The 11,576-nt window shown below is 34.6% G+C and carries 6 protein-coding genes; 1 reads left to right on the top strand and 5 read right to left on the bottom strand.

From position 1 onward, the window contains the following. The first annotated feature begins 451 nt into the window (after positions 1-451). Positions 452-790 (top strand): hypothetical protein, encoded by a 339-nt coding sequence (locus LL966_RS22430; protein ID WP_229356415.1) that lies wholly within the window; start codon positions 452-454, stop codon positions 788-790. A gap of 97 nt (positions 791-887) precedes the next feature. On the opposite strand, the gene LL966_RS22425 is transcribed toward LL966_RS22430, so the two are convergent. The 5 genes from LL966_RS22425 to LL966_RS22405 all read right to left on the bottom strand — a co-directional run bounded on the left by LL966_RS22425 (position 888) and on the right by LL966_RS22405 (position 11,468). Continuing rightward, positions 888-2,822, bottom strand: coding sequence for a family 43 glycosylhydrolase (locus LL966_RS22425; RefSeq protein ID WP_229356414.1), 1,935 nt, complete (start codon positions 2,820-2,822; stop codon positions 888-890). A gap of 46 nt (positions 2,823-2,868) precedes the next feature. Beyond that, positions 2,869-5,427, bottom strand: a complete 2,559-nt coding sequence (locus LL966_RS22420) for an alpha-L-arabinofuranosidase C-terminal domain-containing protein (RefSeq protein WP_229356413.1) — start codon at positions 5,425-5,427, stop codon at positions 2,869-2,871. After that, complete coding sequence (locus LL966_RS22415; protein ID WP_229356411.1) at positions 5,427-6,797, bottom strand: glycoside hydrolase family 27 protein; 1,371 nt, start codon at positions 6,795-6,797, stop codon at positions 5,427-5,429. Before LL966_RS22415 ends, LL966_RS22420 begins: the two co-directional genes overlap by 1 nt. Positions 6,798-6,974: 177 nt before the next feature. Then, positions 6,975-9,449, bottom strand: a complete 2,475-nt coding sequence (locus LL966_RS22410) for a glycoside hydrolase family 95 protein (RefSeq protein WP_229356410.1) — start codon at positions 9,447-9,449, stop codon at positions 6,975-6,977. 42 nt (positions 9,450-9,491) lie between these two features. Beyond that, a complete protein-coding gene (locus tag LL966_RS22405) occupies positions 9,492-11,468 on the bottom strand; it encodes an alpha-L-arabinofuranosidase C-terminal domain-containing protein (protein WP_229356408.1) in 1,977 nt (658 codons plus the stop codon). Between the last annotated feature and the right edge of the window lie 108 nt (positions 11,469-11,576).

The following is an 11,576-nucleotide window of genomic DNA, read 5'->3' as shown; positions in this document are numbered from 1 at the left end:
ATTCAATATGTCTACGAACGTGTATTTCTTTTTGTCTTCGCCTGTGTTTCAAAGCGGGTGCAAAACTAAAACTTCTTTTTGTTTCCTGCAAGAAAAACTTGAAATTTTTTGAAACTTTTTTTTTCGCCTCATTTTCCAAATCTTCCTTCCCAGTTTCTCAAAGAGCTTCCGTGTTTTGCGGGGTGCAAATGTAAAAAGCATTTTCAAATCTCGCAAGCTTTTCCGAATCTTTTTTTCTGATTTTTTTCTCAGTAAAAATTCTTCCTTCCTGCCAGTATTTCGATGAACGCCTTCGCTGTTGCGGGTGCAAAAGTAGCACCTTTATTTACATCTGCAAGCCTTTTTTTTATATTTTTTCCATGTTTTTAAGCCTCGTTTCTTAACACGCTGGCAATGCATTGTTTACAGATGAAGATTTTTTCGTTTTCTATAAGTCTTTTCTTAAATCAGCATGCAGTATTCCGCCTTTAGCGCTTTTTTGAATATTCTTTTTGCAGAGTTTTCGCTGTTTATGGCCGTTTTTCACTTTTATTATGCTGTCTCTCTATTCTATTTTTTCGAAACTTCCTTTGGAAAAACCGATCCCCTAGCCCTGATGGAAGCGGAAATCCTTTTTGAGGCGGGGTTCGCCGCAAAAAGATTACCTCGTCAGTTCGCTATCGCTCGTGTGAAGCGGATAGCGGGAAACAGCTCCTTAAACAAAAACACAATTTCAAATCCTTTAAATCCCAAATTCCAAAACTTAACCGTTCTTCAGCACGATAAAACATTTTCATACTATATAGTATAGCAGAATTTCAGCTTACCTATATATGTGTAAAAATAAACCCGACAGGTTTTGATAAACTGTCGGGTCGTATACATTATATATTAAGGAGAATTATTTCTTATTTAATTGCTTTAATTCCTTCATGAGTTGGAACAACTTGTTTTATTGTTCCGTCTGGGTTGAACTCTAATTTATCGATACAAACTTCGCGATGAAAACCTCCTGCATTTCCCATTTTAATTCCTGTTGGATATGAAAAACGATGGTATACTAAATACCACTCGTCCTTATTTGGAATTTGCAATACAGAATTGTGTCCTGTTGCATAAATTCCTTCTTCTGCTTTTCCTTGAATTACGATATTGTTTTCTGGAATTTCCAAAGGTCCTGTCGGCGAGTTTGAAATTCCGTATCTCACTTTATATTTTGGACTTCTAGTATCATCTTCACTCCAGAAGAAATAATATTTGCCATTTCTGTAAATTACATAGGTTCCTTCACGGAATGAAGGATTAACCGCTATTATTTTTTGTGTTCCTGGTTTTAGCGAAACCATATCAGAATTTAATTCGGCAACAGCCATGTACATATTTCCCCAATATAAATAACTTTTTCCTGTTTTTGGATCTGTAAAAACATCTGGATCAATTTCCTGGCCGTCCTTAATTTCTTGCGGTCTTTCAGCTACAATTGCTTTTCCACTATCTTTGAAAGGTCCTGTTGGATTATCTGAAACTGCTACTCCTACTTTTTGTGCCGCAGTAAAATAGTAGAAATACTTATACTTTCCTTTTATCTTTTTTTCTACTATGCAAGGTGCCCAAGCATTTCTATTTCCCCATGGCACCTCTTTTTTAAGATCCAAGATAATGCCTTCGTCTTTCCAATCTACTAAATTATCAGATGAGAATGTTTTAAAATAATAACCTGACCAATCATTAAATCCGTCACTGGTTGGGTAGATATAATACTTTTTAGTTTTGTTTGAATATAGAATTTCAGGATCTGCATAGTAACCTTCAAGAACTGGATTGTTTTTGACTTTTGGAAGTTGGGAAGGCGTCCCCCATTTATCGGTCATTTTTTTTAATTCAGAACGAGTTATTGGTAAGATGGTTCCGTGACGTGGTTTGAAATCCATCGAAATATCCTGATCAATAACCGTAAAGTTTTCTAAATCTTTTGTTTTGGTAAACTGATATTTTCCTTTCGAATAGACGTCATACATTAAAATATAATCTTCTGTATTATTAAGTTTAAAAATACTTGATCCTTCTACTTTTTCTTTGGTCTGCTGCAAATAATTATCATTTTCTTTCCAGTTTCCAGATGTTAAATCGGTTGTGGTAGCAGTTTTGATACCTGCAGTTTCTGATTCTGTCTTATAGAAAAGATGATAAACACCATCTTTAACAATTATATCTCCATCAATACAGGCACCTTTGGATTTTGGAACGAATAATAACTTTGGAGCACTTTCTAGCGCTGTGAAATTTTCATTCGCGTAAGCGTAATAAATTTTATCTGGCTCTGAACCATGCTGCATACTAAAATAAATCATGTATTTACCAGCTTTTGCATCATAAATAGTCTGCGGTGCCCAAACTCTTTTTAAGTTTTCATTTCCAGGAAACGTGATTTGGATGTTTATGACTGTACTTTTCCAATTGACCAAATCTGTACTTTTAAGCAAGACCATCGCACGATTACTGTCCCAGCCTTTTGAAGAAGTCATATCTGTCAAAACCATATAAAAGGTCTTGCCGTCTTCACCACGCAGTATATGAGGATCTCGAACTCCTCCAGTAGAACTGATTGCTTTACTTTCTAAAACAGGTTTATTATTATTTAATGCGTAATAATGATATCCATCTGTACTTACAGCATAATTTACTGCTTCTTCTTCTACACTATTTCCAATAAAATAAACGAATAAATAGGCTGTCAAATCTTTCTCTGCAACTACAGGCGGAACTCCTTTTGCTTTGTCTTGTGCTTGTAAAAAAGTTGAAATCAATAACAATACTACAAGACTAAATTTTGTTTTTTTCATTTTATGAGGTTTAATGCTGTTCTATATTCTAAAATCACAGAACAGCTTATTTTTTGGTTTTAATACGAATAACGGTAAAAGAATAAGGCGGTAATTCTTTTGAAAAAGCTTCTCTAACTGTAATTGTTTGGCTTACAGGTCTGGCATCTGTATTTTCTGGATTTCCAGTTAATACAGTATAACTAGCATTTTCAGCAATCATTATATTAGACATTTCAATAGACGGTTTAACTGTAACAGGAAGCACATTAACTAATTTTACAATCAAATCTCCTGAAGTACTTTCTTTTACAACAGCTATTCCAATTCGCTTATTTACTTCGTCATTATCTGAAGCTTTGATATTTCTTTCCATATAAATATCACCGGAGTTTTTACCGTAGAGTTTCTGAACAAAATAGTTCACAGTCGGTTTTACTTCATTTCCATTAAAATAAATGAGATCTGGATTCCACTGCGTATGTTTTTCTCTAGCTAACAAAGGCGCATAAGAAGCCATTGAAACTACATCTCCATTTCGCTCGATTCCAGTAAGATATAACGCCTCACTCAAAGCATTATAAAATTTATTGCCCCAAGAAGCATACTCACCGAGGTATACTTTAGATTTTGAACGGTCATAGATATCGTAAAAATCCTGATTATTGATAAACCAGCCCGGTGATTGGTAATAATGTTCGTCTACAAGTGGCAGTTTCAGATCGTCGGCAATTTTCCAGCCTTCTCTATAATCTGTTCCTTCAAAAAATGGTCCGACTGTACCAATAATTAGAATCTCAGGATATTTTTTTTGTACTGCCTTTACAATCATTCGGTAGCGTTCTTCGAAAACATCACTGATTAAATCTTCATTACCAATACCAACATATTTTAGATTGAAAGGTTTTGGATGACCCGCTTCGGCGCGTTTTTTGCCCCAAACAGTATTCACACTTCCATTGGCATATTCGATTAAATCCAAAACATCTTGCACATATTCGTCCATATCTTGCATTGGAATTCCGAATTGCTGTCCTGAACCTCCGTCTGATGAATTTTGACAAGGAACACCAGCCGCTAAAACGGGAACAGCTTCAGCACCCAAATCTTCACAAAATTGAAAATATTCAAAATAGCCTAATCCCATTGATTGATGATAGCCCCAAATATTACGCATTGGAACTCTGCTTTCTAACGGACCAATTGTATTTTTCCATTGGTAAATATTATGCAATCCATCTCCATGAGCTACACATCCGCCAGGAAAACGAACAAATTTTGGTTGCATGTCTGCAATCGTTTCTGCTAAATCTGCACGAAGTCCGTTTTTATGATTTTTAAAAGTTTTCTGTGGAAAAAGCGAAACCATATCAACTGACGTTTCGCCATTAGTGTTGATTTCAAAATGAGCATCATTTACAGTTTTAGAAGGTTTTAAAACGAGATTAAATTTCTTCCAGGAATTAGTTGGCGCAAATGTCGCTTCCGCCAAAGTTTCTCCACTTGACATTTTTAGACGAACAATTGCTTTTGTTCCTTTAGCAAAAACACTAAAATCATACTTTTCATTGGCTTTAAGAGCAATTCCATCAAAACCTGAATTAGTAATACTTCCATTTTTTATTATGGCATAATTTGGGTTATTAGCATGAATTGGATTCTCTTTTTCGATTCTAAAACTACCGCTCCATGCCATTGAAGAATTCCATTTTTCGTCTCTTCCTTTTTTATCGTGAAGTGAATATTCAAAATCGCGATTCTGAATTAATTCTGCATACAAACCTCCATCTGCCGCGTAATTGATATCTTCAAAGAAAACGCCAGTAAGCATATTGCTTATTTTTTTTGAATTCTGACCGTTTATTTGAATTGTAGCGTTAACAGGTTTTAAACCTAAAAACATCAAACTGTCGCTTTTAGGCGAAGTATTATTTTGTTTTTCTCTAAACTTAACAGACTCCATGTTTTTAATCATGTTTTCTACGAGACTCCAATCTACCTGATGCAATGTTCCTTGTAAAATTTCGCCTTGAATTTGAATTTCTGTTCTTAATTTTATTGGAGATAAATTGGCATCAATTATAGCAGGAGCATAATTTTTAAAGTCTTTTGTTGCAGAAGAATATTTTTTACCGCTTTCGCTAAAGTGAACCAGATATTGATTTTCTTTCTGACTTACCTGAACGTTTAAAATAACTGATTTATCTTGGGCGTTGCCAACAAAATTCTTCATTCCTTGAATGTAATTTTGTCTTCCCCAATTTACCAAATCTTTACTTTCCGAATGAGCAAAAACATTATCTCTTACACTCCATAAGCAATGAAAAACTCCAGCATTATCACGAATCAAAAAAGCTTCAGACATACTTTTTCCAGTTGGCCCCCAACTTCCAAAATCTGATTTTAGAAAACTAAATCTTGGACCAATTGCAAACCAGTTTTTCTGATCTGTACTCCATGCGAAATGAAGTCCGTTTTTTCCATTATTTTTTAAAGTTGAATAAGCAAATAAATATACCTTTCCTGGATTTTCTTCTTTTGTATCAATATTAAATCCAGATATTCCAAAAATAATCGCAAAAAGCAAAATCAGCTTTAAAGTGCTGTGAAGCAAAAATTTTTTCATTATTTTTTGCTTTTTAATTGATACAGAACTGAACTATGCGGTTTTAAATCTGTCCCTATTTCTTTTGAAGTTATTTTTGATTTTTCGCCTGTCCACATATTTAAGACTTCGGCTGAACCAGAAATTCCAAGATCTGAAAGATTTACCGATACTTTCTGTGAATCCTTATCTGAAATATTAAACAAAGCCAAGTAAATACTTCCATCCTTGGCATTTTTTGAAGTCACTGCAATCTTTCCTTCTTTTTGGAAAAGCTGTTTTACAGCCGTACTTTCATTATGCATTTTTACAACATCTTTATTCGTTAATAATGATAAAGTAAAAGCATCATTACTTGGTAAATCTCCACCAAAAAATAATGGTGATTTGAAGATGTTGAAAAATGTAATTAAAGTATATTGTTCCTCTTTTGTTAAACGCGTCATACGGTCATTTCCGCGTTCCCCTCTTATTGAAATGCGTCCTAGCGGAATCATATCGCAATCTGGCCAAGTTCCTGGCGCGATGTAAGGATACCATTTTTGAGCAACATCCATTAAATGTGTGATATGTGGCCAAGTGTCCCAAACATCATCGACCATACGCCACATATTTGCGTGTGTTGTTACGTGAGAAGCAGCCGAAATCGGAGTTTCTCCGGGCGAAGTGCTTAAGACAATTTTGCGTCCGCAATTGTCAATTGCATTTCTAATTAAATTGATTTCACCTTCGTGGTAAGGTCTTGATAAGTCATCAATTTTAATAAAATCTACACCCCATTGTGCGTATAATTTGAATATAGAATTGTAGTATTCCTGCGCTCCCGGTTTGTCAGCCACTACAGTATAATTGTCTCTCAACCATTCGCATTGTAATGCTGTTGAGTAGACTTGATCTGCCGTAATTCCTTTTGTTCCTTTAATTGGTAATTTATCTTCGACTGCTTTTTTAGGAATACCACGCATAATGTGAATTCCGAATTTTAATCCTTTACCATGAATATAATCTGCCAATGGTTTAAAACCTTTGCCATCTTTTGCTGAAGGAAATCGGTTAACTGCTGGCAAATATCTTCCATACTGATCAATTACATAACGCGGGTCTGTTTGATTGTAACCTCCCGCTTTGTCATTTTCAACAAACCATCTGATATCAACAACAACATATTCCCAACCGAACTTTTTCAGCTCTTTTGCCATATAATCAGCATTGGCTTTTACCTCGTGTTCTTCTACAGTTGGCCCATAACAATCCCAGCTGTTCCAACCCATTGGAGGTGTTTGCGCCCATTGTTTAAATTCTTCTTTTTGAAATGTTTTGGTTTGTGCGGTCGATACAACAGATAGAAAAAATGTTCCTATCATAATAGTAAGTAAGTTTGTTTTTTTCATTGTGGTTAATTTTATGTGTAAAATTTACATTTAAAAATAATAAAAAAAAAAATACCCCTTCTACATTTTTGCCTATTAATAATATAGAAGGGGGAATTTTAGTTTATTTCGTTTTTTGCTTTAGCTATTTTTGTCTATTATTTTTATACAATCCATCGGTTTTAAAGTATGATTTTTTTATTGCTTATACGGTTCGATTGTGTAAGAAGTTCCTTTTTTTGTGTCAAATACAGCGGTATAACCAATAGATGATTTTTTACTTTCAATATTCAATTTTTGAATTTTAAATGGTTCTGCTGACCTAATTTGGCAACTTCCGCCTGCATTAGATGTAATTTTACTTTGACTCATTTTACCGTCCTTCCATTTTATATCTACAACAAAATTACCTTTCGCCGTAATTCCTTTAATTTCGCCATCTTTCCAAGCATCTGGAACAGCGGGAAGCAAATGAATTTCCTTATTCTGGCTTTGCATTAACATTTCTATGACACCAGCCGTTCCCGCAAAATTACCATCAATCTGAAAAGGCGGATGCGCATCAAAAAGATTTGGATAACAACCACCGTGTCCACTGTACTTTTTATCGTTATCTTTTGTTAAACGCAATTGATTTTTGAATAATTGATAAGCATGATTTCCATCTAAAAGTCTCGCCCACATATTCACTTTCCATGCTAAACTCCAGCCAGTTCCATCATCACCTCGAAGTTCTAATGTTTTCTTAGCGGCCGCAGCTAATTCTGGTGTTTTAAGCGGAGAAATTAAATTAGCAGGATGTAAGGCATATAGATGCGAAGTATGTCTGTGATGTGGGTCTTGTTCTTCAAAATCTTTATACCATTCTAATAATTGTCCTTTGCTGCCAATTTGAAAAGGAAGCAATTCGTCTGCCGCTTTATTTACCGATTGTCTGAATTCTGAATCGATATTTAAAATTTTAGAAGCTTCAGCAGTATTTTCAAACAAATCTTTTATGATTCCGATATCCATAGTTGAAGCAGTCGTTACCGTACCTTTCTTTTTGCCATCATAATAAAACATGTTTTCTGGAGAAGTGGAAGGCATTGTTACTAAATGACCATTTTTATCCTTTTGAAGCCAATCTAAACTAAATTCTGCTGCTCCTTTTATAATGGGGTATACTTTTTTCAGATATTCTTTATCACCTGTATATTCATAGTGTTCCCATAAATGTCTGCTTAACCAATTTGCGCCCATATACCAGTTTGCCCACATAGGATCTCCTTTTCCAAAATCACCAACAGGATTTGTCATTGCCCAGATATCTGAGTTATGATGCAAAACCCATCCTTTGGCATGGTAATAACTTTTGGCTGTTTCTATTCCTGTTACCGAAACATTTTTAATGAATTCGTCAAGCGGAAAAAACAATTCTGATAAACTAGCCGATTCAACAGGCCAGTAATTCATCTGTAAATTAATGTTTGTGGTATAATTACTGCTCCAAGGTGCACGAAGTTTATTATTCCAGATTCCTTGTAAGTTGGCTGGCGCATTATGAGTTCGCGACGAAGAAATCAATAAATAGCGACCATACTGAAAAAATAGTGCTTCCAATCCCGAATCTTTCTCTCCTTTTGCATATTGTTCCAATCTTACATCTGTAGGAACATTGGATTTAGTATTTTCTTTCTCATTCAGTTTGAATGAAACTCGATTAAAGAAACTTTGAAAATCTGCAATATGTTCTTTTAATAAATTATCGTATTTCTTTGTAACAGCTTTTTTAATTGGGGTTTCTGCGAATTTATGTTCGTTTTTTCCTTCACTGTCAGGGCATTTATCAAATCCATTAAAACTAGTGGCGGCTGAAACGAAAAGTAAAATTTCAGACGCATTTTTAATTACCAGTTTATTTCCTTCAGCACTAATTTCACCATCTTTTATAATTGGTTTAATAATCAATTCAAAACGCATTCCTCTACAGCCAGATGCATCTTCATAAATAACCGGCTCTTTATTATAATCAATATAATTGGGATCGGAGTGAGATGGCGCTTTTCCTTTTAAAACCAAAGATTGATTCTGAACTGCTTTTTCATTCTTCAAAAGGCTTGAAGCGTCAAGTGTTATAGAAAGTTTTTTGAGCTGATCAGCCGAAAGTTTAATTATAATACATTGTGCTGGCGCCGAAGCAAAGATTTCTCTTTTGTAATTTACGCCGTCAATACTAAAACTGGTTGCCGCCAACCCAGTTTGCAAATCCAAACTTCTGTTGTATGCAGCTGTTTTCTTTCCATTAAAATCTTGTTTTAAAATAAGGTCTCCCAAAGGCATGAAACTTTCACTGTAAGGACCCTGCATGTTTTTAGTTAGATTGTAAGCTTTCTCAAAATCTTCATTTTTTAAAGCCTCTCTAATTAAAGCCAAATTTTTAAAAGCATCTGGATTTACATTTTGCTGCACTGGCCCACCGCTCCATAAAGTAGCCTCATTGAACTGGATTAATTCTGAATCCACTCTTCCAAAAACCATTGCGCCAAGTGTACCATTCCCTACTGGCAACGCTTCTGTCCATTCAACAGCAGGCTGCTTATATTGCAATTTTAAATCTTGCTGCGCATTAACAGAAAATCCCGTTAGCGTTAACAATAGTAAAAGGCTTTTTTTTAGAAAATGGTGCGGCATATATTTTTAGTTTTTAGATGAGGATAAATTAACCCAAATAATTTAAATTGTTTTCAATTTTAAAACAGTTATAGAATAAGCAGGAAGACTCAATTGCTGATTCCCTTTTGTCACTTTATATTCACTTTGTTTTGGAGTGATTTTTTTAGGATCTGCAAAAGTGTTTTCATCTTGTAAATTTGCACTTGCCAGTCTGATCATAGTTCCTTTTGCCCCCAGTTTTGCTCCTTTTAAATCAATACTCACTTCTGATGCTGTTGAAGCTGTATTAACCAATTTTACAATAATCTCCTTACTGTTTCCATCTTTTACTGCCGATGCATATAAATTGTTTTGTCCAATTAAAGCTTTTCCATCTTGAGTAATATTCAATAAATCAGTTCCTTTATTAGTAGAGAATAACTGCTGTACATAATAATTCGCAGAACCATACGATTGCAGATTATTGAACCAAATCATGTCTGGTGTCCACTGCCAAGCATCTTCGTGAGCCATTAAAGGCGCGTATGAAGTCAATTGAACCACTTCTGCATTTCTTTCTAATCCAGTCATAAAAGCAGCTTCGGAGAAAGCACATTCCCAATTGTTTCTATTATTTGGATTTGCTCCTGAAACACTTTGTGCTGCATATTCTCCAGCAAATATTTTAGGTCCTTTTCTATCATAATTATCGTAACGCCCTGCATTTTCTCTAAACCATTTTGGGCTTTCATAATAATGCTCGTCTACCAATTCTGCATTCAGTTTTTTAAGTTCTTGCATAGCAAAATCAAAATGTTCTCCTGCTGGAGATGGACCGCTTCCTGATACAATAATGATGCTTGGATATTTCGCTTTTATGGCTTTCTCAAAAACTTTAAATCGGTCAATATAATCTGGTCCCCATTGTTCATTTCCAACGCCAATATATTTTAGATTAAATGGTTTCGGATGCCCCATATCTGAACGTATTTTTCCCCAAGTTGTAGTTACATCAGCATTAGCAAATTCAATTAAATCTAAAGCATCCTGAACATACGGATCCAATTCTTCTAAAGGTGCTAATTCTCCTGTATTGTACTGACAGGCCATTCCGCAGCTTAAAATTGGAAGCGGTTCTGCGCCAATATCTTCTGAAAGTTGGAAATACTCAAAAAAACCTAAACCAAAACTTTGAAAATAATCTGGCGTTTGTTTATGGTTGAATTCTACATTCCAACGGTTCATCTTTGTTTCTCTTTCTTCTACATTCCCTACCGATTTTTTCCATTGGTAACGATCTGACAGTGTTCTTCCTTCAACAATGCAACCTCCAGGAAAACGTAAAAAACCGGGTTTCATATCATATAAAAGCTGTACAAGATCTTTACGAAGTCCATTTTTTCTATTTTTCCAAGTATCTTCTGGAAACAGCGAAATCATATCTAAATCGATCGTTCCTGTTCCTTCAAATGTGATTTTAAGTTTTGCTTTTGCTTCAGTTTGATTCGCTGTAATTTGGGCTGTATAATTTGTCCATTGCTCTGATTTTGGAACAATACTCGTTTCTCCAATTACTTTCTTGTCTTTATCAATTAATTGGAAAATGATTTTTTTGATAGCATTTTTTTGATTGGCAGCTTTTAATGAAAGATTGTATTTGGCATCTTTCTTTACTCCCATTCCTCTGAATCCTTCGTTTATTAAAGTGTAACCTTTATCATTATTGATTTCAACTCTGCAAAAATTAGTATTATTCGCTGCTATTTTTATCGGAAGTGCAATTCCTGATTCTTTATTTAAAGACCTTCTCGTATTTGGCTGTTCCCATCCCATTAAAGGTTTATCAAATTCAAAAGACCTATTTTTAATCATTTCTGCATATAATCCGCCATCTGCTGCAAAATTGATATCTTCAAAAAACAAACCGAACATTGTCGGCTGGATTTTAGTTATCGTTTTGGAAGCATCAACTTCTAAAGTCGCTTTTTGAGCATTTACAGAAATACTACTAAATAGTAAACCTCCTATGAATAATGTTGAAACTATATTTCTTTTCATTGTACTGTTTTTATATTGAGAATATACTTGCAATATATTAATTAATCCTTTTAAAGTTTATCTTGAAAGTCTGAAAAGCATCACATCACTACTATTTATTGTGAATTT

It is taken from the genome of Flavobacterium chungbukense (assembly GCF_020805785.1).
In the GTDB taxonomy this organism is placed as follows: Bacteria; Bacteroidota; Bacteroidia; order Flavobacteriales; family Flavobacteriaceae; genus Flavobacterium; species Flavobacterium chungbukense.
Note: the sequence above shows the minus strand (reverse complement) of the source record. Positions and strands in the feature narration are given on the sequence as shown.